Raw genomic sequence first — 25,490 nt, forward strand, 5'->3', positions numbered from 1 at the left:
TCGCGCAGGTCCTCCCCCCTCCCCCCCCGTGCTGTCCAGCGGCGCCGGGGCGTACCGGCCCGCCGCCGAACTCGCCTATACCGCTGGGCACCAGACGTACGCCACCGCGCGGCAGTGGTGGCTCGAGGCCCACAGGCGGGTCGACTGGGCGCAGCTGCCCGTGGACACTGTGTTCGAGGGCGAGCGGCTCGGCCGGTGAGTGCAGGCGCAGCGGTCCGGCCGGCCAGGCCTGGAGGAGGAACAGCGGGACCTGCTGTTGGCGATCGGGATCGAGGTCGACGCCGAGCCGGTGGCGGCCAAGGCCGCCGCCGACGCGAAGCGGGGTATGAGAGCTTGCGCGGGATCATGGACTCCAGGGGGACAGATCCGGTGCGTGTGCGTGGTGCCGTGCTGACCGCCGCCATTGCGGCGGTACTGGCCTTGTCTGGCTGTTCACACGAGTCGCCCGTAGAGCTGGTAGGTGATGCCCCGGCCTCTGCGGTGCCTGTGCAGATCCGGCTGCGCGACGGCCTGCTGACGCCAATCCAGCTTTCCGTCCGGCTTCCAAGTGCTGGCCAACAACGCCGACTCCACCGTGACCGGTGCGCCGAACAGCCCCTCCTCCAGTGTCTCGATCGAGTCGATGCCGTGCTCGGAACTCGCGGTGGACGACTTTTTGACGACTCACGCCCGCCCCTCGGAGGACGTGTCGGTCGGCCTGGAGAAACCGCCTGCCAGTCGCGACGACTACGGCTGGTTCGGCCAGGAGTCGCTCGACCGGTACGTGCCCGGCCAGGCCGCCGCCGTCATGGCGGCCATCCGCGGCACCGCGCAGCGGTGCACCTCCTACACCGACACGCTGCCCGCTGGCGGCTCCTCGACGAAGAACGCCGTGTCCACGGCGGAAGCGGGCGTACCAGCGGACGACAGCCTGATGCTCCGGATCTCCTCGACCATCCCCGACGATCCGGAGCCGTACATCACCGAGGTGGCCCTTGTCCGCGAGGGCGATGTGATTCTCACCGTACGCAACGTAGTCACGCAGAAGCCTTCATCCGGTGTGGAGGCCGTCCTCCCGGCTGCCTTGGCGGCGTACCGGGCGGCTGCCCACAACGAGAGCTGATACGAGTCCCTCCGACGTCTTCCCGCCGGCAACCTTCGGCCGGTTCAGGAACTACCCCGCACGGCTGGAGGAGCCAACGTGGCTGGCCGCCCGATGGCGACGAATCCATGCAGATTCTCGTGATACGCCCGTTATTCCGGCTCGCCAACGAAATCCCCGGTCACGGCGCTGCACGCCTCTGCCAGTACCAGGGCACTCCACAATCCGGGCAGCTCAGACGGCAGGTCCGAGAGACCCAGGGTTCCAGCCTGCCAACGGCCCGAAATTCCCAAGCTCAGGTCGAGGCCGACAGGTCGTAGCCGGCGTCGCCATCCTCACCGGGACGGATGCGTTTCCCCTGGCCGAGCGGTTCGCTGGGTTGTGGCTAGGTCAGCAGGGTGCGGATGGTTGCCAGTCGGTAAGCCGGAACGGGTGTGAGAACGAGGCGCTGGTGTTCACCCACTCGTTGACGACTCCGGTGGTGGCGGTGCGGACCGCTCTGAGGGCTGCGGGTCCACTGGCCGATGGGCCGGTCAGCACAACGGTCAACTACGTTGCTTTGTACACCAGAACGGGCTCCGGTCCACTTCGTGTGGTCGCGTACGCAGGGTGACTGTTGATCTTCGCCTAATGGTGGTTTTAGTGGTCGTAGGCGGTCAGTGCGCGCATGACTGGCTGGCCGCGAATGAACCTGGCTCCTCATCAGGCCCCCCTTGGAATCGATCATCTAGGCTGGCGCGGTGACTGATGAGCAGGAGCGGGTGCAGCCGTCGGGAGTGTGGGCCACGGCGGTGGGGGTGGCCAGGGTGCGGGCGCTGGAGACAGAGCGGGAGAACGCGCTGTTCCGCGACCCACTGGCACAGGCCTTCGCCGCCGCCGGCGGCCTGTGGCCCTCCTCGCCGCCGCCCGATGACAAGGCCGCGCGACGCCGTCGGCTGGCCGTGTCATTCTCCGTAGTCATCAGGACGAAGTTCCTCGACGATCTGTTGCAACAGGCCTCCGCGTCCGGGGTTCGGCAGGTCGTGCTGCTCGGCGCCGGCATGGACAGCCGGGCCTTCCGGATGGATTGGCCCGAGGGCACCCGGCTGTTCGAGCTCGACACCGCCGCGCCACTGGACTTCAAGGCATCGGTCCTGCGCCAGGAGCGGGCCGTCGCACGCTGCGAGCGAATCACCGTCTCAGTGGATCTGTGTGAGGACTGGCCAGGCGCGCTGGCCGCCGCAGGGCATGACCCAGCCGCGCCGACCGTGTGGATCGCCGAGGGACTGCTGATCTACCTGCCCGAGGACGCGGTGGAGCTGCTGCTGGCCCGGATCAGCGCGCAGTCGGCGGCAGGCAGTCGGATGGGGCTGACGTTGGGCTCGCGTGGCGTGATCGAGCGCTTCGGCGCGGACGCCATGCCGGGATCGGCGGCGTCCATGTGGGTCTCGGAAATGCCCGACGACCCGGTGGGCTGGCTGGCCGGGCACGGCTGGGAGGCCGACAGCCACACCCTGCGCGAGTGCGCTGCCGCCTACGGCCGCCTGATCAGCACTCCGCCGCAGCACGAGGAGCGGCCCGGCGGACTGATCTCGGCGGTCCGCCGATAGAGCGGCCTCCCGGTTCCCTAGATGACTGATGCCAAGAGGTTCAGTGGTCGTACGCGGTGAGGGAACGCATGACAGGCTGTCCGGTCTGGTCGTTGTGCCAGATCGCGGCGGTCAGCGCGAGAAATCCGCTGGAGTACCCGGACCATGGAGGAAGTTCCATCGTGATTCGTGCAGGTCACCGGCCCTGGTGTGACAAGTGGTTGGGGTGCTCGCGCAGCTCATCACGGTGATCGTCGCGCGGAGATCATCCGTCAGCCTTTCTGGCTGTCTTCCCGGGATCTCCTGCACGCTGTGTGCCGGTCCCCTACTGTGCGAGCAGGGGCTGTGGTGGGCCCGCGCGGGAGGGGATATGGCTCAGAACCTGATGGTGTGGCTGCTGGAGCGCCGCGTGGTGCTGGAAGAACGCGTTGAGCGGCTGCGCAAGCAGCTGGCAGACACCGAGGCCGAAGTGGCTCGGTTGGAGGCCGCTGAGGTCGTCTACCGGCAGTACCAGGAGGACGCTGACGCCGGGCATCCCGACGCCGAGGCCTGGCAGCAGGCCCTGGAGGAGGCCACCGGCGGAGAACCCGCCGCGCCCGCGCCCGGCGCCGGTGTGACGCCGGGCGCCGCAGGCCAGCTGCTGATCCCGCACTGCGGCCAGGACAGCGGCCCGCAGGACCTGCCGGCCGACTATCAGGCGATCATGGGGATCGTCGCGGACGGCGACGGCCCGCTGCAGGCCAAGGACGTGGCCCGTGAGCTGGGGCTGGATCCGGTGCCGGCGAAGGTGGAGCCGGTGCGCGGGAAGCTGCGCAAGCTGGCCGAACGCGGCTGGATCACCCGAACCGCGGCCGGACGCTACCTGCCCCGGTAGGGCGCGCGGTCCCGGAATAACGGCCGATTCCCGCCGCAACACGGCTTACCCCGGCGGGAGTTGGGAAGCTCGTGAAAACCAGGACCAGCCCCACCGGGGACACCGTCAGCCTTGTCTACTCCGTCCGCCTGCCGCTGTCCAGCCGGACCGTCAACTACGTGGCCGGCCTGATCCGCGCCCACCGCAAGACGATCCGCTCCCGCTGGCGCAAGCTGGACGCCGGGCGGATCGCCGTGATCGCACTGGCCCACCTGCGCAACGACGAGCGGCTGGCCGACCTGGCCGGCGGCAACGCGGTCTCGGCCTCCACGGTGCGCCGGTGGGTACTGGAGGTGATCGACCTGCTGGCCGCACGCTCTCCCCGCCTGGACCGAGCGCTGGCGAAGGTGGCCAAGGACAGCGGGTGCGTGGTGCTTCTGGACGGCACGCTGATCCGTACCCGGCGGCGGACCGGCCGGGCGAACCGGAAGAACTACTCGGGCAAGCACAAGGCGCATGGCCTGCTGTTCCTCGCCCTGACCGACGCGAAGGGGCGGCTGTTGTGGATCTCCTCGGCCCGCCGGGGCGCCTGCAGCGAGATCACGGCCGCCCGCTACGAGAAGCTGTGCGCGCGGCTGCGGGAACTTCGACTGGGTGCGGTGGCCGACCTGGGGTTCGTCGGCCTGGACGACGGGGACCAGGAGCAGCCGGCGGTCATCACGGGGTTCAAGGCGAGCGGCGGAAAGCGCCTCTCGTCCCCGAAGAAGGTCGTGAACCGGCTGGTCAGCAGCCTGCGAGCGCCGGTCGAGCACGGCTTCGCGAACCTGAAGACCTTCCGGATCCTGACCAAGGTGCGCATGCATCCGCGGCACGCGACCGCACTCGTGCGGGCCCTGCTGGTGCTGACGCACCACCAGGTGGCACGGTGACGGATGATCTCCGCGCGGTGATCACCGTGATGAGCTGCGCGAGCACCCCAATTATTCGTCACACCAGGACCGGTGACCTGCACGAATCACGATGAAACTTCCTCATGACACCGCCGGGTGTGCGGCCCTGGTGTCGTTCGAGGTCGAGCTGGCCCTTGAAGGTGTCGTTGACCGACTCGATGATCTGCCGCAACGGCTTGAACAGAGGCGCTGGGACGGACGGGTAGCAGCCAAAGTGAGGTGCAGGCGAGGGCGGTGGGGCGGCCAGCCGCGAGTGAAGCGGCGGCGCAAACGCCAAGACCTTCATCATCCGTGCAGCACCACTTCAGATCGTTCTACCTACATCGAACTCTCCTTCATGTTCAGGACACACGGGGAAGCTCAGTGGCTGCGTTGGCGGTGGTAGTGGCGGGCGGCGCGGGCGCGGTTGCCGCAGCCGGGGCCGCACCACTGGCGGCGCGGGTGGTCCTTCACGAAGAACTGGACGCAGCCAGGGCCGTGGCAGGCCCGCAGGTCGGCGGCGAGTGGGCCGGCGAGCAGGGCGGCGGTGTCGTGGGCGAGGGCGCCGAGCGCGGCCGGGACGGGGGCGCGGTCGGTGCGCGGGGTGACGGTGTACCCAGTGGTGTCGGCGGCCAGGACCGGCCAGTGCGGGGCGGCGGCGGACGCCTCGTTGATCCGTTCGATCTCGGCGGCGGGGGCCGGCTCGGCGTCGACGAAGGCGCGCAGGACGGCGCGGATCGCGTCGCGCAGCGCCCGGAACCGTGCCAGGTCGGCCTCGCCGACCGTGGCCCCGGGGGCGCCGGCGTCGGCCGTGTCGGTGTTGACGGCGAGCCAGGCCGTGAGGTCGTCCGGCGTGGCGAGGGTGTCGCGGACCTTGCCGCGGGTGGCGACCAGCGTGTTCGCGAACGCGACGGCGAGCGGCGGGGCGGATCCGGCCGGGGCCTTCGAAGCGGTGAGGGAATCCATGACCTAATGGTAGCTGCCACTTGCAGCCGTTAAGTGTTGCTGCCATGATTCTCATGGTTGCAGCCATCGCAACCATGAGAAACTACTCGGGGGGAGCACCACCGGATGACCGCGACAGTGATCGGGCCCGGCCCGCAGACACAGACCGGTGCGGCGGACGAGCAGCCGCCGGCTCCGGCTGAGGCCTCGCTCTGGCGGAACCGGGACTTCCTCACGTTCTGGGCCGGCGAGACGCTCTCCCTGCTCGGCACCCAGGTCACCACCCTCGCCCTTCCGCTCACCGCCGTGATCGCCTTCGGGGCCACCCCGGAGCAGGTTGGACTGCTGCGCTTCCTGCAGCTCGTCCCGTACCTCGCCCTGGCCTTGGTGTTCGGCGTCCTGGTCGACCGGATGCGGCGCCGGCGCGTCATGCTGCTGGCCAACGGCGCCAGGATGGTGCTCATCGGCCTGATCCCGCTGCTGGCCGTCACCCACCACCTCGATCTGCCGGTGCTGCTCACGCTCGCCTGCGCGATCGGCGTCTTCTCCGTCCTGTTCGACGTCAGCTGGATGTCTTTCGTCCCGACCCTGGTGAAGGACCCGCACCGCTACGTCGAGGCCAACCAGAAGCTCGGCGTCACCTCCTCCACCGCCGACGTCGCCGGCCCGGGCCTGGCAGGTGTACTGGTCGGCGCCCTGAGCGCGCCGGTCGCGCTGCTGGTGGACGCCTTCTCCTACCTGGTCTCACTCGTGACGCTGCTGCTGATCCGCACGCCCGAGCCATGCCCCGAGCCGCCCGCGCAGGGACGCCACCTCGGGCGGGAACTGGCCGAGGGGCTGCGCTGGGTCTTCGGCGACCGGGTCCTGCGCCCGCTCGCCCTGGTGGCACCGTTCTGCAACTTCTCGATGGTCTCGGTGTGGACGGTGTTCGTCCTATACGCGGTGCGCGACCAGGGGCTGACACCCACCGAGATCGGCGTCGTCTTCTCCGCGTCCTCGGTCGGCGGCCTGGCCGGCGCGTCACTGTCCGGACGGATCGTCAAGCGGTTCCGCCTGGGCGCGGTCTACGCGGTGTCGATGACGGCGATCTTCACGAGCCCGCTCCTGCTCCCGTTCGCGGACGCCTCCAAGCCGGTGATGACGGCCCTGTTCGTCGGCTCGTTCTTCATCAGCTACCTGGGTTTGGGCGTGGCAGGCGTGGTGATGGTCAGTCTGCGCCAGACGCTGACGCCCAAGCCGCTGATGGGCCGGATGAACGCGGCCTTCCGGACCTTGCTGTTCGGCGGCGGCTCGCTGGGCGGCCTGCTCGGCGGCGTCATCGGCGGGGCGCTGGGACTGCGCGGGGGACTCGCCGCGATCGCCGTCGGCTCGGCCCTGATGCTCGTCCCGCTGACCCTCTCCCCCGTCAGCCGGCTGCGCCACCTGCCGCCGCCCGCCGCCTGATCCGCCAGGCCTCCGGACCACATCACCACCCGCCTGAAGGCGATCAAGGTCGCCGCGGCCAGGTGGGCGATCGAGGAGTCGTTCCAGGTCGCGAAGAACGAGTGCGGCCTGGACCACTACCAGGTCCGCCGCTACTGAACTTGACTTCGTGATGTCGCCTGGATGGGTGAAGTCGCGGCTGAGGTCGGCGTCGTGGCTGACGGGCCGGCTGCCTGCGCTGCCCTTCTTCTTTCGGTTGGCGGCCTGGTCCTTCTTCTCCGGGATGACGGCCTTGATCCTGCGTCGACGCAGGTGGGTGCGGTTGCCGCGGGATGGCTCCGCGTTGATCGGCTCGGCTTCCCACTTGGCTTCGAGGATGTAGTTCGTCTGTGCGGCCGTGAAGGCGACGTCCGTCTCGTCCAGGCCGTGCACGCCGCGCACGCTGTGCCGGGCCGCCAGTCCCCATGCCCGGAGGAGTTCGGCGAGGAGCTCGTTGAACTTCTGCCCGCGGCGCTGCTGCCCGCCGGCAGGTGCCTGGCGCAGGTCTCTTGTAGGCGGTGAGGAGTTTCGCAGGTGCAGCGTCAGGGTCAAGTCCACGGGATCTCGGAGGGCATGCCGTCGTGGTGGATGCGGGGCCGGCGGCCCGGTGAGCCGCAGCTGCCGCCACCCGTACGACTGAAGCGTCCCCCGGGCGTTGTGCCCGGGGGACGCTTCAGTGCCGGCTACGGCAGCTTGTCCGCCACCGACATGGCGGAGAACGACCCGTCCTCGTGGAAGAAGACCATCACCCCGCTGTCACGGACGGCGATCTCCTCCTGGCCTGCCACGTGGAACTCGCCCACCTGGTAGGCGAGGTCGTGCGCTTCGAGGTACCGGACGAAGCCGTCCCGGTCAGCGGGGAGGCGCAGCACCTCGGCGATGCCCAGCGCGACCGGAAGGCGTGACACCGCGTCGAAGGACTCCAGCTGGACCATCCAGACGGTGCCGGTCCGGCCGGCCACGTAGATCTCCAGGTCCGCGTACTTGAAGACCGGGTTGTCGCCCTCGATCCTCGCGTCCGGCTCCCCGAGGAGGGCCCGGAGGCTAGACCACGGGACGCCGACCCGTACGACGCCGAGGTGCCCGGTCCGCAGGAACGCGTCCAGGGTCTCCTCGGCGGTCACGGCCTGCCGCCGAGGGCGCGGACCAGGTTCTCCAGCAGAGGGATCTCCTTGCTCGCGGGGGAGTTCTCCCGAAGATAGGCCAGGCCCGCGATGGCCTTCTTCATCATGTCGGCCCTGAAGTTCGGATTGTTGACGGCGGCTGCCGCGTCCTTGACGGCCCTGTTGGACACCCCCTTGCCCGGGAAGGAGGGGCGGATCTGTACGGTGAATCCCCCCTTGCCGTCGGGGGCCCCGAAGAAGGACACCTCACCGCCGTCGGACATCTTGGCGTGGAGCCCCTTGGCAATCCAGTCGTTCGCGACGGTGTCGACCTTGGGGCAGAAGCCGTTGTGGACCAGGACGGGCGTCGGGCCGGCCAGCACGAAGTAGGTGTGGACCGAGCCGACCGTCAGGTTGTAGGCGGTCTGCGGGGTCTGCAGAGCGGCCACCGAGGTGATCCGGGCGCTCGCCCCGGAGGGCGTCAGGACGGTCTCGCCGACCGTGAAGTCGGCCGCCTTGCGCCAGGCGTGGAAGTCGGTGGACCAGAACAGGTGGCCGTCCGTCGCGGTGACGGTGCTCGCGGCGCCGTCCGGGCCGGTGACCCCGAGGCGGACGAAGTCCCGGTCCTGCGGGGTGGTGATGGTCGCGGCCACCTCCTGCGGGCCGGTGCCGCCCTGCACCGGGTCGGCCGCCAGCACCCGCTCCCCGGCCTGGACCTTCTCGATGGGCTCGGCCGAACCGTCGGCCATGAGCACCTTGGTGCCCGCCGGGAAGCTGTTTCCGGGGCAGGAGGGGAAGTCGAGGGGCTTCGGGCTCTTCGGGTCCTTGGCGAACCACTTGAAGATCGGGATGCCCTTCTCCCCCCACTTCTCGAACTTGACGAAGGTGCCGAGCTCACCGAGCGCCGGGATGGCGCTCACACAGGAGAGAGTCGCATCGGAGGCGTTCCCCTCGACGGCGTACCAGAGGCAGTTGACGCCGTTGGCGCCGCCCTCGGTGACCGGGGTCGGGATCGAGCCGATCAGGTCGAGGGCCATGTGCCCGCCCTGGGCCCAGGCGTCGTAAAGGGTGAACTTTCCGTCGTCCGAGTTCAGCTTCAGGAGGTAGTCCTGGAACTCGGTCTGGAGCTGCTGCTCCTCGTAGTTCTTGACGGACCAGGTGTTGAACGCGAGCCAGGCCGCCTGCTGCGCCTCGCTCTCGCTGGCCTTCGTGGCCTCGGCGGCCGCCCGGGCGGTCTCGGCCGCCTTGTTCGCCTGCGCGGCGAACTGCTGCGCCGTGTCGTAGCTCGCGCTCGCCCAGGCCGCGTCGCTCTGGGCGGCCTGGGCGGAGCTGTGGGCGTTCTGCGCGGCGGTGTCGGCGGTGTGGGCGTACTCTGCCGCCTTGGCGGCCGACTGCACGGCGTCCTGCTCCGACTGCTCGGCCTTCGCGGCGTACCCGGCGGCGCTGTCGGCGGCGGCCTTGGCCTGCTGGGAGGCGTTCTGCGCGTCGGCGGCGGCGTTGTTGGCGACGGCGGCGGCCTGGGCGGCCTCGGCGGCGCTCTGCTGGGCGGTGGCGGCGGTCGCCAGGGCCCGGGAGACCACGGCCTGGACCTGGGCCCGGTGGGTCTGGGCCAGCTGGTCCTTGTGCAGCGCCGTGTACTGGCCCGAGACGAGGAAGGCCCGTTGGAACATCGGCGGTCCTTCGAGCGCGACCCGCCCGGCGGCCTGGACCTCGGCGCTGCCGGCGGAGATGATCTGGGCGATCTTGACGCGGTCGTCGGCCTCCCGGTTGGAGAACTGGGAGGAATTGAGGAAGGTGACCAGGGCGTCGACGGTGCCCGCGTCGAGCGCGGCCTGCCCGGCCTTCTGCACGCTGCTGCCGCCCTCGCTGATCAGCTGGGCGGTGCGGATGCGGAAGTCCGGGGCCGCGGCCTGGTACTGACCGGTGGTCAGGAAGGCGTGGATCGCGGCGGCGTCGCCGGCCAGGGCGGTGTTGGCGGCGGTGGCCACCGCGCTGACGGTGGTGTCGGCGGCGACGGCCTTGGTCCGCTGGCGCTCGTCGGCCTGGGCAGCGAGCTGCCAGCCGGTGCGGGCGTAGTAGCGGGCGGCGCTGTCGGAGCCGGCCAGGGCGAACTCCGCGGCCGAGCGGCTCCAGGGCCCCCGGGTCTTCATGGCGGCGAGCGCCATCCGGCGGCCGTTGGTGGCGATCTGCTGCTGGTCGGCGTCGGGCTTGGCGGCGTCGGCCGCCAGCTGGGCGGCCTGGCTGTCGAGCGTACGGGCGTCGGCCAGTGCCTTGGCCGAGTTGGCCTTCGCCTGGTCGAACTCCGCCTTCTCGTCGCCGGCTTCGGCCATCGCCTCGGCGGTGCGCCCGGTCAGCTCCTCGGCCTCGATCTTGTCGGCGAGGGTCTGGACGTCCTGGGCCTTCGTCGCTGCGGCCGAGGCCGCGTCGGCGGCCGTTTTCGCGCCGGCGGCGTGGGCGCTCGCCTGCTGGGCGGCGTCGGTGGCCTGGCCCGCGTGCTGTGCCGCGGCCTCGGCAGCCGCAGCGGCGTTGTTGGCGTGGGTGGCCGCCGAGCGGGCCGCGGTGCCGGCGTCGGCGGCCGCCGTGGCGGCGCCGCCGGCAAAGTCACCGGCGGCCTGGGCGGCGCGGGTGGCCTCCTGGGAGTGGCGGCGGGCAGCGGCGGCGGCCCGACGGGCCTCACCGGAGGATACGCCCGCCCGGTCGGCGTAGTCCGCGGCGTCCTCGGCGGACTTGGCGGCGGCGTCGACCTGGACCGTGACGTCCTTGGCTGCGAGGGCGGCCTGCTGAGAGGCGAACGAGGCGTCGCGGGCGCCGTCGCTCGCGTTGGCGGCGGAGGCGGCGGCGGCCGCGGCGGCGCGGGCGGTCTTCGCGGCCACGTTGGCGGCGTCCGCCTTGGCGGAGTCGGTGACGGCGGCCGCGGCCGCGTCGGCGGCCCGCGCGGCGGCCTGCTCGGCGCCCTCGGCGGCGAGTGCGGTCGCGGCGGCGGCGCTCGCCGCCTTCCGCGCGGCCGCGTCGGCGGCGGCCGCCGCGGAGATCGCGGACTGGGCCGCCTGGGCGGCGCGCCTGGTCGCGGCGGCGGCACGGGCAGCCGCGTCCGCGGCCTTGGCCGCGTCGCCCTGGGCGGCGGCGGTCTCGCTCGCCGCCTGCGCGGCGGAGTCCTTGGCCAGCTGCGCGGCGTCCACCGCGCGGTCCTTGGCCTCCTGGGCGGCGGTGGTCTCGTTCTTGGCCACGGCGGCGGAGGAGGCGGCCTGACCGGCCAGCTTGCTGACGTCCGCGTACTCCTGGTCGCGCGCCTGGGCGGTGTTCAGGCCGACGGCGAGGAACTCGCGCACGTCGTTGATCGACCCGTTCAGCGCGGCCGTGCCCGCAGCGTAGACCGCGGGCCCGCCGGCGCTGATGGCCTGGGCGACGGCCACCCGGTCGTCGGCGTCCCTGAGCGGGTACTGCCCCGTCTGCAGGAAGGACTGGACGTCGGTGATCGACCCGTTCAGCGCGGCCTGGCCGGCCTGGCGCACCTCGGGCCCGCCGTTGCTGATGAGGTTGGCGACCTGGACCCGCTGATCCGCCTCCAGCGGCGCCTTCCAGCCGTCGGTGACGAAGGCGTGCAGCTGCTGCGGCGTGCCGGTGAGCGCGGCGAGCGCCGCCTTGCGCAGGCTCCGGCCGCCGACGCCGATGAGATCCATCGTCATCTGCTTGTCGTCGAGCGCCTCGGCCGCTTCCTTCGTACCGGTGGTGAGGAACGCGCTCACATCGGCGTCCAGCGGCGCGACGAGTGCCTTCTCGGCCGCCGCCTTGACGGCCGGGCCGCCGGACTTCCAGATGGCGACCACCTTGGCACGATCGGTATCGGGCAGGGCCGCCGGGGCGCTCGCGGCAGGTGGTGCGGCGGTGTCCGCGGTGGCCGGTGCGGCCGTAATGAGGCCTGCCAGCAGGGCCAACGGCAGCACGCCTCGGCAGAACAGCGGAATGCCGCGCCGTCCTCCCCGCCGCCTTGTCCATATCAGTCCGGAATTCACCCGAACTCCCTTCGTGTTCGTACTGATTGCCTGTTGGTGGCACGTGAGATCCCGGCTGGCGCCCACGAGCTGACGATCGGTCGGCCGCCCGGGTTCGTACGCGCTTGACGTGCCGGTTTGCCGATGTGATCAACTGTCGTGAAAGCCACCGAAATTGGCCGTACCGACCGCATTTCTCGGCGGTCTCCGGCATCCCCCAATGCTGCGCCATGACAGCGCGGCATATATTACGTCGCGGCACAGGATGCCTGTCCCGGCTCAGGTGTGACGCACCGTCACTCGCCGTGTCCGATCAGTCGGATTCGAAGTCGTTTTCCCTGCCCTACCCGCACCTCATGTAAGGAGCCTGATGGCATCCCGCATATCCCGGTGGATGCTGGCCGGTACGGTCGTGGCCGCCTCGGTCGTACTCGCGCCCCCCAGCCTCGCCGCCGCAGACGCCGCACCGGTCGTCAACTCGACGGCCCCCTTCGCGGTGGAGGACGGCGCCTACCCCGGCGCTGCCCAGATCCTGCGGGACCTCGGGATCACCCTCACCAGCGGTGACGCGCACATCAACCTCGCCAGCTGCGACTCCAGCTACCAGATCAAGATCTGGACCGCGGTCACCCAGGCCAACAGCTACGGCAACGTGGTGTGCTTCACCGCGCCCTACACCACGGGCCGCCTGGCCATGTCGATCCCCGACGTCTTCGCCGTCCAGACGTACAACGGCGTCGCCGTGGCCGCGACGCTGACCACCGGCAGCGTGACCACGAAGCTGGACGTGCCGGCCAACAAGTGGGTCCCCTCCGGCCGGGGCAAGGACCCGAACGCCGACCCGACCACCATGCTCGAACTGCACGTCACGGCCAATGCCTCAGGCCTGAGCGGGCCGCCCGCCGCCGCCACCGACCCTGCTCTTCCGGCAGTGGCCGACCCGTTCGAGGGCACCGCGCGGATCGACATCGGCGGCAAGCGCATCTGCTCGGGCACCCTGGTCGACCCGTCCTGGCTCCTCACCGCCGCGAGCTGCTTCACCGACCACCCCGAGCAGGGCATCGCCGTTCCCGCCGGTGCGCCCGCGGACCCGACCACGGCCACCTTCGCCCGCTCGACGGCCGCCAACCCCCCGCTGCCCTCGACCTTCACGGTCACCGAGCTGGTGCCCCGCACCGACCGCGACCTCGTGCTGGCCCACCTTGCCGCGCCGGTCCCCGGCATCGCGCCCGTGCCGGTCACCGGCAAGGCCCCCAGCGCGGGAGAGATGCTGGACGCGGGCGGCTTCGGCCGCACCGAGACCGAGTGGGCGCACGACCGCCGGAACGAGCGCCACTCCACCGTCGGAACCGTCGCCACCACCGGTCTCGACACGACTCCGACCAACACCACCCCGGCCACCCCGGCCCCCGGCGTCCCGGCCGGCGGCATCGGTGTCCACGACGGCCCGGTCTGCAAGGGCGCCACCGGTGGCCCGCTGCTGCGCACCCTCGGCTCGGGTCGCCGGGAGCTGGCCGCGGTCACCAGCCGCTCCTGGCAGAACGGCTGCCTCGGTTCCGAGGAGACCACGCGGACGGGCGCGTACGACAGCCGGGTGGACGATCTCGCGCCCTGGCTCCAGCAGTACGGCGTGTACGCGGCCTCCGGTTACACCCCCGTCCCCCCGACCCGCGTGCTGGACACCCGGGACGCGGGCGGCAGCCGCACTTGGGCGCCCAACCAGGGCGGCGGGGAGAAGGTGCTCAACCTCGGCCCGAGCGGCACCGGTCAGTTCAAGCTGCCGCAGGGCGCCACCGCCGTGGTCCTCAACGTCACCGTGGTCTCCCCCTCGCACGGCGGCTTCCTGACCGTCGAGCCGAACGACACCGCCCACCCGACCGTCTCCTCGGTCAACTTCGCCGCGGGGCAGACCATCGCCAACCTGGTGACCGCTCCGGTCGGTCCGGACGGCCGCATCGTCCTGTGGACCAACGTGGACGACTTCGACGTCCTGGTCGACGTCGCGGGCTACTACAGCCCGGCGTCCCCGAACAAGTTCGCCCCGAGTGGGCCGGTGCGGCTCCTCGACACCCGCAACAGTGACGGCGCGCTGGGCCAGGGGTCGACCGTCGACGTCCAGATCACCGGCCGGAACGGCGTCCCCACCGACGCCACCGCCGCCGTGGTGAACCTCACCACGACCGGCTCCACGGTGGGCGGGTTCTTCGCCGCCTACCCGACGGGCAGCACGCGCCCGGCCACCTCGAACATCAACTTCGGTGCCGGTGACACCCTGTCGAACCAGGCCGTGGTGCCGATCGGCAAGGACGGCAAGATCACCGTCTTCAACTTCGCGGGCAGTGCCCACGCCATCGTGGACCTGGCCGGCTACTACGGTCCGAGCGGCACCGACCTCTACCACCCGGCCGGCCCCAGCCGCCTGCTGGACACCCGCTCCGACAGCATCCTCGGCCCGGGACAGGTCGTCAGCACCAGCGGCTTCCCCTACGGTGCCGACGCCGTGGTGCTCAACGTCACCACCACCCAGTCCGACCAGGGCGGTTACTTCACCCTCTACCCCCACGGCATTGACCGCCCGCTGGTCAGCAACCTCAACTTCGGGCCCGGTCAGACGCTCTCCAACCACGCCACGGTTCCCCTCGGCCAGAACCAGCTGGTGGACCTCGCCAACCTTGGCGGCCACAGCCACGCCGTCGTCGACCTCTTCGGCTACTTCACCAAGAACTGACCCCCCATACGCCCCGGTGGGCCAGCACATGCGTGCTGCCCCACCGGGGCGTCGGGTCTGATACGAAAATTGAGGGGGCTCTCGCAGGTCAGACTGCTGGGATGGGTTCGAAGCGGACGGTCAGTCCGAGGCTGTTGGCTTCTTTGATCATGCGGCGCATGACGCGTTCGGGGTCGCGTTTGGCGAAGTAGTCGGCCCCGAGGTCGCGGTAGGGCGTCTTGTCGTGCAGGACGTGCCAGATGGCGATGGCGAGCTTGTGCATGACGGCGACGAGGGCTCGTTTGCCACCTCTGCGGGCTGAGATGCGGCGGAAGAACGCGGCGAGGTAGGAGGTCTTGTCCCTGATCGCGGCCATGGCGGCTGTTCCGAGCACGCGTTTGACGTGTCCGAATGCCTCAGCCATTGCGGACCCATGAGGTGAACTCGTCGGCGAGACCGGGCGGATTGGCGGCCTCGGTCTGCCGGGCGATCGCCTCGTGGTACTCCAGCTCGTGGACGATCACCGGCACGCGGTCGGGTCATGAGTCCCACTGGTCGCAGTACTCGATGTGGATCTCGCGCGCGTCGCCGAGAACGCCGTCGTTGGAGTGGAGTTCGGTGCAGAAGTGCGGGTAGCTCGGATGGACGGGGACGTATCCGGGGCCGTTTCGGGCGACGTCGAAGAAGTGCCGGGCGGTGTCCCTGAACACCTTCGCGCTGCCGGTCATGAACAGGGTCTCGGCGTGGAGATGCTGGTGGAACAGATCCCGGTTCTCCTGGTAGTGCCGTGCCTCGTGATCAATTGCGGCTTCGTCGGTGGGTCCTGGGCCGGGCAGCGTCACGGTCTGCGGACGCCCTGGGCCGAGCCGTCCTCGTACTTCCTTCCAGCGTGAGGGTGCGAACTGGAGCGAGTGGTGCAGCAGTACGAGATCAAGCTGTCGTGTGCCGTCTTCTGGGAGCCCGCGGGACGGTTCCGCCGCATCGGCAGGTGGACCAGCGAGCGTGGTGAAGAGGCAGCGAGCTTCCACAGCCCACCGATTCGCTGGGCGGCGTCCTGATCGAGGTAGGTGTCCAGGTGCCGATCGTGGTCGATGAGCACTGCGTGGACCAGGGGCCGGGCGGGTCGGATGACCTTGAACTCCGTGGATCCGAGGCGTGCTTGGTGGATGGTGATGGGTAGCTTCACTGGTTCTCCGGTTATCTAGGGTGCAGATTGAGCGTCAGACATCTCAGGCAAGTAGCCCCATGAGTCCGTGCCTTACAAGTATCCGAGGGTTGTTCAGGCATGTTCGGGACGTCCGTGATGCCGCCGGCCTCTTCGGACCTTGTACGGAACCGCATCAAGTTCGGCGCCCTCGTTTCGGTCGAACATTACGCAAATCGGGCAGGAGATCCGCCGCAACGGGTACGCGACGTTGCCACCCACTCGGCGAAAGGGGGCCGTGTACGGGCCCGATAGGATGGTGCATCGAACACCAATCGGGGGAATCAGGATTCATGGACACTCGGCCGTCTCTGGTAGGAGCGGTGGCTGCTGCGCGCGCGCTGGGAACCATCGCGCTGCTGGTGGGGCTGGTCGCCTCCCTGACCGCCCTGATGGGCGGCACAGCAGGGCTTGGGGGGCCGGTGCTCGCCGTACTGGCCGTGCTGCTCTTCGGGGTGGCGTTCGCCTGGGTCGCCGTAGCGCGCCGTGCCTGGTACCGGACCCGGCTGGAGGCAGCCACCCCGGTGCCCCAGGGTTCCCCGGTGATCGCGCGTGAGAACACCTTCGAGGCGATCTCCCGGCCGCTGACCGTGCCCGCGGTAATCGGTCTCGGGCTCGGCGTGCTCATTGCCTCCACCACCGGCGTCCCGGCGGGCCTTGCTCTGGCGGGAGCAGGCAGTGGGCTGCTCTGGCAGGCACAGTGGCTCGCCCGCGAGGAGCGCAAGCGGGGCACCTGGCTGCTATGCCCGCACGCGCCACTGCGGCCCGCGCCCGATGACCCTGCGCTCGCCCTCTACCAGCAGGTTCCTTTCTATACCGCGCCCGCTCAACTGGCCGACGCGCACTCCTGAGAACCAGCCCGTCACCTGGGACACCGCCCGATTCCAGGACACACGGCTTACTTGCCTGAACCCTCCGCGCGGTGCTGATCTGCGAAGGCAACCACTTAATACTCCAGCTGTAGTTCGTGATGATCCGTGGGGCAAAGTTGGGGGCATGACTACGTACGAGACGATGCCGTTCCACCTTGAGACCGAGCGGCTGATACTACGGCCGTGGGCCGAGTCGGACGCCGCTGAGTTCTGCGCCCTCCTCTCCGAACGCGGCAAGGGGACCCCCACGGTTGAGCACATCCGGACGTCCATCGCGGAGTTGCTCACCGCGACGGCGACTACGGGGATCGCCTTGTTGCCCATCCAGCGCCGTGACGAAGGAGACTTCATCGGCTACTGCGGGCTGATCATCGGTCGCTCCACCGTAGAGGAGCCTGAAATCGCGTATGAGCTGTTCCAGCGCGTGCATGGGTGTGGTTACGCCACCGAGGCTGCCCGCGCGGTGCTCGATGCCGCCATCGCGACCGGGCGGAAGCGGCTCTGGTCGACCGTCGGCGCGTGGAACTCACCGTCGCTCCGTGTCCTTGAGAAGCTCGGGTTCGAGCGGGATCACGTGTCCACGGAAGACAACGGTGAAGTGGTCTGGCTCACACGCTCGTTGCCGTGACGCGACAGCACGTTCCCGGGGCATGCTCACGTAATCGAGTGCGCTTCGGCGGGGCGTCAGACATGCCGAGATCGGTTGGTACTCCAGGTGTAGATCGTGATGCTCATGTCTGGGCTGCGGCTTGTCGACGGTAATGGCTGGCCCGTGATCGTGCTTGATGGCGGCGTCGCCAGTCGGACCAGCCGATCCGACGAGTGAGGTCGTTCATTGGCCGGACGGTGATGGTGAGGAACAGGTGCTGGATCTCGTTGCAGGTCAGCGGGATCAGGTCGTCCGAACCAGTGCGCCGTGCGTGCTCGTCTGCGCGGACGACGGCGAGGAAGGCGTGAGCGAGCATGGCGAGGGTGACCCAGCGGCTCCAGGACGGGTAGCGGCGGACCTGGTGTTCATCGAGTCCGGCCAGCCCCTTCCCAGCTAGGGCGACCTGGGAGTTCTCGATCCGGCCAGCGGTTCCGGTGTAATTGCGCTGGAGCCCTACGGTGCGGGTGCCCTTCTTCACGTCGCCGGTCTCGTCCACGACCAGGACCGCCTCCTCGTCGTGGAGATGCTCCACGACGTACTCGCGCACATCGTCACGCACCGCATCGGCGTCCCAAGACGCCCTGCATGGCAGATGCTGCATGCGGCGCGGATTCCCCGGCCCACTCCGCGATCGTCCAGCGGTTCTTGCGCGGCAGGTCCGACAGCAGGCCCAGCACCAACCGCCCGGCGCGCAGCCGGGGTTCGACCCGGGCGAAGCGGCCCGCGATACGGCCCATGGCCACCTCGAACGCATCCCGCCAACGGCTGGATCTATGCTGTGACCTGCGGTCACCGTCTCATCGTCAGTCCACACAACTCACGATGATCAACGGTGGCCGCACCCGTATCCACACCGGACCGGACCAGCAAGATCACAATCTACAGCTGGAGTACTAATACTCCAGCAGGACTTCGACGTTTTGCCTGTTCAGAGGGCTGCGCGGTGGAGTGTAGTGGGCTGGTGCTCCATCAGGGGCGGTCTTCATGGGACCGCCCCTCGATCGTGTGCAGCCGGCGTTGATAGTGGCAGCGGCGGGGCAGCCTCTCGTCGTGATCAACGAGCCTGAAGCCGAGACCTGGGACCACGAACTCGAAGACCCCTTCCTCCGTGTCGGCCACCGATTCAGCCGCGTGGAGCCGCGCCGCCGGATGCGCGATTACGTTCGCGGCCTGCTTGGTCCGGTGGGCCGCAAGAACGGCTGGCAGCTGGCCGAATACGCAGGTCACGCCACCCCTGGCGGCCTGCAGCACCTGCTCGCCGGCTCCCGCTGGGACGCGGACGAGATCCGCGACGAGCTCCAGCACTACGTCGCCGAACGACTCGGGGAGGACAGCGGAGTCCTGATCATCGACGACACCGGCTTCGTGAAGAAGGGCACCACCTCCGCAGGCGTGCAGCGCCAGTACTCCGGCACCGCCGGCCGCACCGAGAACTGCCAAATCGGGGTCTTCGCCGCCTACGCCTCCGCCCGTGGTCGCGCCCTGGTGGACCGGGACCTTTATCTACCCAAGTCCTGGACCGAGGACCGGGAGCGCTGCCGCGCCGCGAAGATCCCCGACGATCGGGACTTCCGCACCAAGGGCGGCCTCGCCAAGGCCCTGGTGTTGCGGGCACTCGCCTCCCCGCTGCCCATCGCCTGGGTCACCGCGGACTCGGCCTACGGACAGGAGGGACGCTTCCGTCGGCTGTTGGAACAGTCCGGCGTCGGCTACGTCCTGGCAGTGCCCAAGTCCCAATTCAGCGTGGGCTGTCCACGCATCGACTGGCTGTTTGCCCAGGCCCCGGCCGAGGCCTGGGAGCGGATCTCATGTGGCGATGGCGCCAAGGGGCCGCGCATCTACGACTGGGCGGCTATCCGGCTGCCCGCCGTAACGGAGTTCGACTACCAGGACGAGACCCCGGCCCGCCAGCGGTGGGCGCTGGCCCGCCGCAGCCTGAGCAAGCCCGACGACAACGGCGACGGCCACGCCGACTACATCCTCACCGACCCCACCACCCACGCCGCCACCGTCTACCTCTGGAACGGCGGCGACGGCAACGGCGGCTGGCAGCCCCTCAGCCAGGTCGCCACCGGCGTCGCCATCAACTGACGCTGTACCCGGCCCGCGGTGCCGTCAGGGGCCAGGCCTCTGACGGCACCGCGGGCCGCCGCTTCTCCATCTCTCTCAGAAGTCTCCGGAGCCGACCTTCTCGATGGTGGCGAGGATGTCGTGGGCCTCGGTGAGCCACTGGCCGAGGTGGTGGCGGTCGGCGAGGTCGATGGCTTGGCGGACGCGGGCGCGGGCTTGCGGCCACTCGGTGAAGTGGACGTGGGTGCGGGCCATGATGATGAGGGTGTCGGCCAGGTAGGCGACGTTGCCGATCCGCTCGAAGAGGTCGACGGATTCGTCGAGCGTGGTGAAGGCCTCGTCGCGTCGGCCGAGGGCACGCAGGACGTCGCCGAGGTTGGAGAGCGTGATGGCGATGCTGTTGGTGTCGTCGCGCTCGCGCCACAGGGCGAGGGCCTCGCGGTAGTGGGCTTCCGCGTCCGCGTGGTGGCCGGCCTCCCGGAGGGCGTCGGCCAGCCCGCTGATCAAGAAGGCGGCTGGTTGGCGGCTGCCGCTGGTTCGCCGGTGGTGGTCGAGGGCCGCGCGGGCGTGGGCGAGGGCCCGGTCAGGTTGGCCGTCGAGGCTGTAGGCGATCGAGAGGTTCGAGCGAACCCAGACGCTGTTCTCCGGGTCCTCGGAATCGGTGAGTGCGAGGGCCTCCTGGAGGGCCTGGATCGATTTGTCAAGGCGGCGGGCCATGCCGTGGCAAACGCCCAGGGTGCGCAGGACCCAGGTGCGGCCGAGGCGGTCGTCGTGCTGCTCGGTGATGCGCAGCGCGTGGTTGAGGTGTTCTTCCCACTGGCCGGTCCACCAGTAGGTGCGCATGTAGCCGAAGAGCCAGACGGCCAAGCGCCAGGCGAGGTCGGGCCGGGGGCCTTGGCCGGCCTGCCGGATGGCCTCGCCGATGTTGGGTAGTTCCTGGCGGCACCAGGCGAGGGCCTCGGCCTCGTCGATGAAGACCGGCAGGGAAGCGGGTGGTGCCTGGTCTAGGCGGGGTGGTGTCTGGCCGCAGTCGCGCATCGCGTCGCGGACGCTCTCCAGGGCGAGCGCGTACCAGATGCCCAGGCGCAGCGGGGCCTCCTCGCGTGTCTGGGCGGGCTCATCGGTGTGGGCGCTCTCGGCGGCGTACTCGGCGAGCAGGTCGTGGAGGCGGTAGCGCAGCGGGGCTGGGGTTTGCAGCAGGTGGGCGTCGACGAGGCGTTCCAGCAGGTCTTCTGCCTCGGCGGGGGTTCGGTCCAACAGGGCGGCGGCGCTGGCGGGGCCGATCTCGTATTGCGGGCACAGGCCCAGCAGGCGGAAGGCGCGGGCGGTTTCGCGCTCCGCCTGCTCGTCGCTGTCGCGCAGCGCGAGGTAGCTGGAGGCGAAGGTGGCCCGCACCTCCAACCGGCCCGCGCTCAGCGCCTCCAGACGTCCCGGGCCGCCGGTGCCGAGGCGGTCGGCGAGGGTGGCCAGCGACCAGGCGGGGCGGGCGGCGAGGCGGGCTCCGGCGATCCGCAGGGCCAGCGGCAGGCCCGCGCAGGCAGCCAGGATGCGCAAGGCGCCGTCGAGATCCCGCTGCACGCGGTCACAGCCGCACATGGCGGACAGCAGCGCGCGCTGCTCCTCAGTGTCCATGGGGGCGAGCGGTATGTGGTGGGCGGCGGGCAGGTCCGTGAGGGTGGTGCGGCTGGTGACGATCACGGCACTGGCGCCCGAGCCCGGCAGCAGCGGGAGCACCTGATCGCTGTCGCGGGCGTTGTCGAGGAGCAACAGCACGCGCCGGCTGGCGAGCACCGTGCGCAGGAGCGCGGCGCGGTCGTCGGTGTGGTCAGGCAGCGGCTGCACGCTCGCGCCGGACGCTGCCGGGTTCAGGTCGGCCAGGACGGTGGCGAGCACCTCGTGAGTCGAGCGCGGGGTGCCGGCGCCGAAGCCGCGTAGGTCGAGGTGGAGTTGCCCGTCGGGGAACCTGTCGCACACCAGGTGGGCGGCATGGACGGCGAGGGCGCTCTTGCCGACCCCGCCCATGCCCGTGACGGTCACCGCCTGCGGGCCGTCGCCGTCCGCCGCACGATCGAGCAGTCGGCACAGCTCATGCAGTTCCTCCTGGCGGCCGGTGAAGAACGCGGCATCCGCGGGTAGTTGGGCGGGTACGGCGGCCGGGTCGGGACCGGCTGGACCTGCCCGGTCGATGCTTCCCGTCACAGGTCCGGTGGTGTCCTGCGCGGTGGTGCGCGCGACGGGCGCGATAGTGCGCATGGAAACGGCCGGGGCCGCGGACAGCTGCTGCAGGAGGGCCGGATCGCCGGTGAGCACCTGCCGGTGGACGGCGAGCAGGGCCGGCCCCGGATCGATGCCGAGTTCGTCGGCCAGCGTCGCCCGAGTGGTCTCGAATGCTTCAAGTGCCTCGGCCTGGCGTCCGCTACGGTAAAGCGCGGTGACCAGTTGGACGTGCAGTGGCTCGTGCAGGGGGTGCCGAGTGGCCCACCGGCTGAGCTCAGGGGTGACCTCGGTGTGCCGCCCCAGGTGCAGTTCGGCCTCGAAGTGCCATTCGAGTGCCTGTAGGTGCGCCTGACTCAGGTGACGGACCTCGGCTTCCAGCGTGTGCAGGTCCGGAAGGTCCGACAATGGCTGGTCACGCCAGAGCGCAAGCGCGGCAGCGGTGAACCCACTGACCTCCGGCCAGTCAGGGTTCGCGCGGGCTTCGCGGGCACGGCCGAGCAACTCGGTGAACTCCTGGACGTCCAACTCCCCGTCGGCCACACGCAGAACCAGACCGTGCGGGGTCGAGGACAGCCGTGAGCCCCCGTGATCGCTCAGCCGTCTCCGCAGCCCCGCGACGTGGTTGTGCAACGAGGAGACCGCCGTCGCCGGCGGCTCCTCACCCCACAAGGCGCCCTGCAGACTGCCCAGCGACACCACCCGGTTGGCCCGGAACAGCAGCGCAGCCAGCAACGCCCGGCTCTTGGCGCCACTGAGCTGCACCACCCGATCGCCCTCACGGACCACGAGCGGGCCGAGCAGGCTGAATCGCATGACTTTCCCCCCTACGAAAACCACACGACCAACGCTGTGTGGATCACCCGTGAACGGATGCTATCGAGGAGATCCACTTGTTATCGATACACACCACCGGCACCCACACGTCGTCGCTCCACAGTGTGGTGTCTCGGGCCAGTGTGCGGGTGACGCGGCGGATGCGTGCCGCAGCCAGCGGGCCTCGGAGGTGAAGCCGAGCATCGCCTGCATCATTGCCATGGTCACCAGTTCCGCGTCGCTGAGCCGCGGCGCGATGCCCACCACAGGCCGGCAAGGGGCGAGCTGCGGTGCTTCCTTCAGCAGGTCATCGATCTTGACGTAGAGTGCGGTAGCGAGGGATTCCAACTCTGTCTTCACACACTGACGTTGGACTCCCTCCTCCGATGCGCGCAGGCGATCCGTCCTGTCTCGGAGAATCTGGGTGCAGCTATGACGCTGCCACTCGATACGGTCCGGAACTGGCGCTGCAAAGTGACGCCAACTCTAGACGTTCAGCCAGGGCTGGCAGTCCCGGAAGATCTCGGAGAGACGGGCTTGGCTGCTCCATCGAGACGGTTCTGATACTGCGGGTCGCCAAGGATGTCGCCGCACGTCTTCGTCCCGGGTGCCGCAGTGGGATCGACGAACCACTCCCGTCCGAGAAGGAGCCCGAATATTGGTGATGGCAGCCGGACCAGAAGACGGAATATCGGTGCCGCCCGGCCCTTGCCGTAAACCTGCGATCGGTGAGCAGCAAGAGCGGCACGTTTTTGCGGGGCGAAGCGGCGGACGTCGACTCGGTGGGTGATTGCCGAGCGGGGGCTGTAGCTGGCGCGTATGACCTGCGGGTCGTAGCGGATCGGGAGCCGGAGGAAACGCAGCAATCGGAACGCTTGGTATACGGGCTCTCGCGGGAGTGTGGCTTCCAGCACGCGGGGGGTGGCAGCCAGTTGAGCGGCTCGGGCGCCTACCTCGTGGACCTTCACGTGGTCGCGGTGTCCGTAGCCGCCCTGGGCGTCGTAGCTGAGCAGGACATCCGCCTGCTCCTCGCGGAGCAACTCAGCAAGCTTTGACGCGGCCGAGTCGATGTCCGCGCGGGCAAAGCGCACGCGGTCTGTCGGGTCCGGAAACAGCAGCGGGCCGTGACCGCTGTTGGCGTACCCCAGATGCGCCACGCGAGCGACACCCAACACCGCTGCGCTGGCCCTCAGTTCGTCCAGGCGCGCGCAACCTTCACTGCCCGTCGCCTCGCCCATGACCCCGTCGCAGGCCACGACTATGACCACACGGTTGCCCTCTGCGGCCAATCGCGCCAAGGTGCCGCCAGTGAGCAGGACCTCATCATCCGGATGGGCGTGAAACGCCAGTATCGTCGCCACACTGACCATAGTGACAGGCTCGTCAATCGCCGATGCGGCGGCCGCGACCGCATGCACTTCTAGCGCACGCCCTCGGCGATTCGTTCCCCGACCGCCTGAGGCAGGACACGATCCCGCTGCTCGTCGGCGAGCACCTCCGCCAGGGCCTCGCGGTCGACGTACGGCTCGACGGCCGCCATCAGCAGGGCGTGCAGCTCGTCGCGCTCCAGCGCCTCGACCTCCCATTGCACCGGACGGGCGGGGTCGAAGCCGTACTTCGCGGCGAAGGCCGGCCAGCGCCGATCACCGGCCTTGCCCTCCGCCGGCGGCAGCCCGTAGGTGATCCGCTGCTCGTTGGTGAGCAGCACCCGAGTCACCGAGCTCCAACAGCCAATGCGCTGCACCCAATCCCGCTCAATGTCCTCACCACTGCAGTCGAAGTCGCCACAAATTCTCCGGGGCACCGTGAGCGTGCGGTTCGAGTTCACGCAGCTCAGAAGCGGTCAGGACGACCATAGCGGGCGCAACAGGTGTGGTGCACGAGGCTCGCCGGCGTACTCAGAGCACATCGGGCTGGGCTGCCGCGCGGCAGCCCAGCCCGACGGTCAGGTGGTTCTTCAGCTGGCCTTGGCGGCTGCGAAGCGGGTCGCGACGTCGTCCCAGTTGACGACGTCCCAGAGGCGGGTGACGTAGTCGGGGCGGACGTTGCGGTACTGCAGGTAGTAGGCGTGCTCCCAGGCGTCGAAGGCCAGCAGCGGGGTCGTGCCCTGGCCGACGTTGCCGTGGTGGTCGTAGACCTGCTCGACGATCAGCCGCTGGCCGAGCGGTTCCCAGGAGAGGATGCCCCAACCGGAGCCCTGGACGCCGACGGTGGCGGCGGTGAGCTGCTTCTTGAAGGCTTCGAAGGAGCCGAAGTGCTCGGTGATGCCGTCGGCGAGGGCACCGTCGGGGCGGTCGCCGCCTTCTGGGGAGAGGTTCTGCCAGAACAGCGAGTGCAGGACGTGGCCGGACAGGTGGAAGGCGAGGGTCTTCTGCAGGCCGACCAGGCCGCCGAGCTGGTCCTTGTCGCGGGCCTCGGCGAGCTGCTCGATGGTGTCGTTGGCGCCCTTGACGTAGGCGGCGTGGTGCTTGGAGTGGTGCAGCTCGAGAATCTCCGCGGACATGGCGCGCTCGAGCGCGGAGTAGTCGTACGGCAGGTCCGGCAGCGTGTAGGTGCCCATCAGGACACGGCCCCTCTCGTCGTAGATGATCGTGCCGGGAACACACTATTGCGTACTACTTGCAATAGCTATCGTGGTGCAGAAGGATGTCTGACGCGGGGTCGGCCCGTCAGCCGATCGGAAGCAATCCCGAGCGGGCGCGCCTCCCTTCCTGACGATCGTCTTCCCAACCGGCGCCCGCCGGGACACCGGCCGGCCCCGCACCACGCCGGCTTTCCGCGCCACGCCCTTGCTTGCGGAGCCGGCACCGGGCTCATGCTTGCTGACAGGCGGAGCACAGCCCGCTGAGGACGAGCGACTCCAGCCGGAACGCGGTGGCCCGCAGAGCCGTCGAGACGGCCTGGACCAGCTGGGCGACGGGGATCTCCTCCACAGCGCCGCAGCTGCTGCACACCGCATGCTGGTGGTCGCCCGCCAGGCCGTAGGTTGCCTCCCCGCCCCGGTACGGCATGCACCATGCCGAGCT

At 69.8% G+C, this 25,490-nt stretch carries 19 protein-coding genes and 6 pseudogenes; 10 read left to right on the plus strand and 15 right to left on the minus strand.

Annotation, left to right across the window (positions count from 1 at the left end; all coding sequences use genetic code 11):
• Nucleotides 1-28: 28 nt before the first annotated feature.
• From F7Q99_RS30080 to F7Q99_RS30090, 3 genes are all read left to right on the plus strand, one after another.
• A complete protein-coding gene (locus tag F7Q99_RS30080; RefSeq protein ID WP_153467095.1) occupies nt 29-199 on the plus strand; it encodes a hypothetical protein in 171 nt (56 codons plus the stop codon).
• 348 nt (nt 200-547) lie between these two features.
• A complete protein-coding gene (locus F7Q99_RS30085) occupies nt 548-1,102 on the plus strand; it encodes a hypothetical protein (protein ID WP_153467098.1) in 555 nt (184 codons plus the stop codon).
• A gap of 719 nt (nt 1,103-1,821) precedes the next feature.
• Nucleotides 1,822-2,670, plus strand: coding sequence for a class I SAM-dependent methyltransferase (locus F7Q99_RS30090; protein ID WP_326847334.1), 849 nt, complete (start codon nt 1,822-1,824; stop codon nt 2,668-2,670).
• A 40-nt stretch (nt 2,671-2,710) separates the two neighbouring features.
• On the opposite strand, the pseudogene F7Q99_RS43795 reads toward F7Q99_RS30090, so the two are convergent.
• Nucleotides 2,711-2,816, minus strand: a pseudogene (locus F7Q99_RS43795) (IS982 family transposase); the annotation flags it as partial.
• Between the two features lie 203 nt (nt 2,817-3,019).
• Between F7Q99_RS43795 and F7Q99_RS30095 the strand changes: the two are divergent.
• Nucleotides 3,020-3,523: a hypothetical protein gene (locus F7Q99_RS30095; RefSeq protein WP_153463723.1), complete on the plus strand. Its 504-nt coding sequence runs from the start codon at nt 3,020-3,022 to the stop codon at nt 3,521-3,523.
• Nucleotides 3,524-3,594: 71 nt separating this feature from the next.
• Nucleotides 3,595-4,431: a transposase family protein gene (locus F7Q99_RS30100; protein WP_326846942.1), complete on the plus strand. Its 837-nt coding sequence runs from the start codon at nt 3,595-3,597 to the stop codon at nt 4,429-4,431.
• A gap of 103 nt (nt 4,432-4,534) precedes the next feature.
• Here the strand turns inward: F7Q99_RS30100 and F7Q99_RS41810 are convergent.
• Together F7Q99_RS41810 and F7Q99_RS30110 are read right to left on the minus strand one after the other, a co-directional pair.
• A pseudogene (locus F7Q99_RS41810) lies at nt 4,535-4,639 on the minus strand (IS982 family transposase); the annotation flags it as partial.
• Nucleotides 4,640-4,812: 173 nt separating this feature from the next.
• Complete coding sequence (locus F7Q99_RS30110; protein WP_153467101.1) at nt 4,813-5,397, minus strand: CGNR zinc finger domain-containing protein; 585 nt, start codon at nt 5,395-5,397, stop codon at nt 4,813-4,815.
• 105 nt (nt 5,398-5,502) lie between these two features.
• Here F7Q99_RS30110 and F7Q99_RS30115 point away from each other — a divergent pair, with 105 nt between their 5' ends.
• Nucleotides 5,503-6,819 (plus strand): MFS transporter, encoded by a 1,317-nt coding sequence (locus tag F7Q99_RS30115; RefSeq protein WP_153467104.1) that lies wholly within the window; start codon nt 5,503-5,505, stop codon nt 6,817-6,819.
• Between the two features lie 171 nt (nt 6,820-6,990).
• Here F7Q99_RS30115 and F7Q99_RS30120 read toward each other — a convergent pair.
• From F7Q99_RS30120 to F7Q99_RS42785, 3 genes and pseudogenes are all read right to left on the minus strand, one after another.
• Nucleotides 6,991-7,140, minus strand: a pseudogene (locus tag F7Q99_RS30120) (IS5/IS1182 family transposase); the annotation flags it as partial.
• 380 nt (nt 7,141-7,520) lie between these two features.
• Nucleotides 7,521-7,961 carry a hypothetical protein gene (locus F7Q99_RS30125; RefSeq protein WP_153467107.1) on the minus strand — a complete coding sequence of 147 codons (441 nt, stop codon included), beginning with the start codon at nt 7,959-7,961 and terminating at the stop codon, nt 7,521-7,523.
• Nucleotides 7,958-11,875, minus strand: a complete 3,918-nt coding sequence (locus F7Q99_RS42785; protein WP_195911310.1) for a polymorphic toxin-type HINT domain-containing protein — start codon at nt 11,873-11,875, stop codon at nt 7,958-7,960. Before F7Q99_RS42785 ends, F7Q99_RS30125 begins: the two co-directional genes overlap by 4 nt.
• A gap of 427 nt (nt 11,876-12,302) precedes the next feature.
• Here F7Q99_RS42785 and F7Q99_RS30135 point away from each other — a divergent pair, with 427 nt between their 5' ends.
• Nucleotides 12,303-14,660 carry a trypsin-like serine protease gene (locus F7Q99_RS30135; protein WP_153467113.1) on the plus strand — a complete coding sequence of 786 codons (2,358 nt, stop codon included), beginning with the start codon at nt 12,303-12,305 and terminating at the stop codon, nt 14,658-14,660.
• An 88-nt stretch (nt 14,661-14,748) separates the two neighbouring features.
• On the opposite strand, the gene F7Q99_RS30140 is transcribed toward F7Q99_RS30135, so the two are convergent.
• Both F7Q99_RS30140 and F7Q99_RS41825 read right to left on the minus strand, forming a co-directional pair.
• Nucleotides 14,749-15,063 carry a hypothetical protein gene (locus tag F7Q99_RS30140; RefSeq protein ID WP_153467116.1) on the minus strand — a complete coding sequence of 105 codons (315 nt, stop codon included), beginning with the start codon at nt 15,061-15,063 and terminating at the stop codon, nt 14,749-14,751.
• Between the two features lie 115 nt (nt 15,064-15,178).
• Entirely contained in the window at nt 15,179-15,481 is a 303-nt protein-coding gene (locus tag F7Q99_RS41825) for a hypothetical protein (RefSeq protein ID WP_230210997.1), read from the minus strand.
• Nucleotides 15,482-16,166: 685 nt separating this feature from the next.
• On the opposite strand from F7Q99_RS41825, the gene F7Q99_RS30150 reads away from it, so the two are divergent.
• Nucleotides 16,167-16,694, plus strand: coding sequence for a hypothetical protein (locus F7Q99_RS30150; RefSeq protein WP_153467120.1), 528 nt, complete (start codon nt 16,167-16,169; stop codon nt 16,692-16,694).
• A gap of 145 nt (nt 16,695-16,839) precedes the next feature.
• Nucleotides 16,840-17,343: a GNAT family N-acetyltransferase gene (locus tag F7Q99_RS30155; RefSeq protein WP_153467123.1), complete on the plus strand. Its 504-nt coding sequence runs from the start codon at nt 16,840-16,842 to the stop codon at nt 17,341-17,343.
• Between the two features lie 415 nt (nt 17,344-17,758).
• On the opposite strand, the pseudogene F7Q99_RS43905 reads toward F7Q99_RS30155, so the two are convergent.
• A pseudogene (locus F7Q99_RS43905) lies at nt 17,759-18,101 on the minus strand (transposase); the annotation flags it as partial.
• Between the two features lie 313 nt (nt 18,102-18,414).
• Here F7Q99_RS43905 and F7Q99_RS30165 point away from each other — a divergent pair.
• Nucleotides 18,415-19,359 (plus strand): annotated as a pseudogene (locus tag F7Q99_RS30165) (IS701 family transposase); the annotation flags it as partial.
• A 171-nt stretch (nt 19,360-19,530) separates the two neighbouring features.
• On the opposite strand, the gene F7Q99_RS30170 reads toward F7Q99_RS30165, so the two are convergent.
• The 6 genes and pseudogenes from F7Q99_RS30170 to F7Q99_RS30190 all read right to left on the minus strand — a co-directional run bounded on the left by F7Q99_RS30170 (nt 19,531) and on the right by F7Q99_RS30190 (nt 25,475).
• Nucleotides 19,531-22,464, minus strand: coding sequence for an AfsR/SARP family transcriptional regulator (locus F7Q99_RS30170; protein ID WP_153467126.1), 2,934 nt, complete (start codon nt 22,462-22,464; stop codon nt 19,531-19,533).
• A gap of 88 nt (nt 22,465-22,552) precedes the next feature.
• Nucleotides 22,553-22,824: pseudogene (locus F7Q99_RS41830) on the minus strand (IS982 family transposase); the annotation flags it as partial.
• Between the two features lie 134 nt (nt 22,825-22,958).
• Complete coding sequence (locus F7Q99_RS30175; protein ID WP_326847335.1) at nt 22,959-23,825, minus strand: PIG-L deacetylase family protein; 867 nt, start codon at nt 23,823-23,825, stop codon at nt 22,959-22,961.
• A gap of 59 nt (nt 23,826-23,884) precedes the next feature.
• Entirely contained in the window at nt 23,885-24,181 is a 297-nt protein-coding gene (locus tag F7Q99_RS30180; RefSeq protein ID WP_326847336.1) for a hypothetical protein, read from the minus strand.
• A gap of 240 nt (nt 24,182-24,421) precedes the next feature.
• The gene (locus F7Q99_RS30185) at nt 24,422-25,024 is read right to left on the minus strand and encodes a superoxide dismutase (protein WP_153467129.1); all 603 of its coding nucleotides are present in this window, start codon (nt 25,022-25,024) and stop codon (nt 24,422-24,424) included.
• A gap of 253 nt (nt 25,025-25,277) precedes the next feature.
• A complete protein-coding gene (locus tag F7Q99_RS30190; RefSeq protein ID WP_153467131.1) occupies nt 25,278-25,475 on the minus strand; it encodes a transcriptional repressor in 198 nt (65 codons plus the stop codon).
• Between the last annotated feature and the right edge of the window lie 15 nt (nt 25,476-25,490).

Source organism: Streptomyces kaniharaensis, from assembly GCF_009569385.1.
Classification (GTDB): domain Bacteria; phylum Actinomycetota; class Actinomycetes; order Streptomycetales; family Streptomycetaceae; genus Kitasatospora; species Kitasatospora kaniharaensis.